Below are 417 nucleotides of genomic sequence, written 5' to 3' on the forward strand. Positions count from 1 at the left end.
TGGACGATCGATCCTCCGGTCGCCGGCGTCTCGCTCGGCCTGTCATCGACCACCACGGATGCCTACGGCATGAGCACCAACAGCATCGAATACACCGGCTCCGGCACGGCTACGGCAACCGTGAAGGCCAGCGCCGGAACCACGCCGGATGTCGGCACGCTCCAGGTCGATTTCGCGCAAACCGTGACCCTGCCCGGCGCCGGCACGATGACGCTCACGTCCACCGATGGCATCGACAACCTGACGGAGGGCCAGCCGCACCAGCTGACGTGTACCTATCGGGACAAGAACGGCAATCTGGTCCCGGCCAACACCAAGGTGCTGTGGTACGCCGCGCCGTCGGACAAGCTCACCTTCAAGGGCGGCAGCGGCGCCACCGGGTTCGACAGCAAGAACACCTCCTACACCCAAGGCGCC

1 protein-coding gene is annotated in these 417 nt (G+C 65.9%); it reads left to right on the forward strand.

Annotation, left to right across the window (positions count from 1 at the left end; all coding sequences use genetic code 11):
• Positions 1 to 417, forward strand: a 417-nt coding sequence (locus tag DUT91_RS25990) for a hypothetical protein (protein ID WP_160113730.1), incomplete at both ends; no start/stop codon positions are given.

Origin of the sequence: Paramesorhizobium salinisoli (assembly GCF_003335045.1) — a bacterium.
Taxonomy (GTDB): Bacteria; Pseudomonadota; Alphaproteobacteria; order Rhizobiales; family Rhizobiaceae; genus Paramesorhizobium; species Paramesorhizobium salinisoli.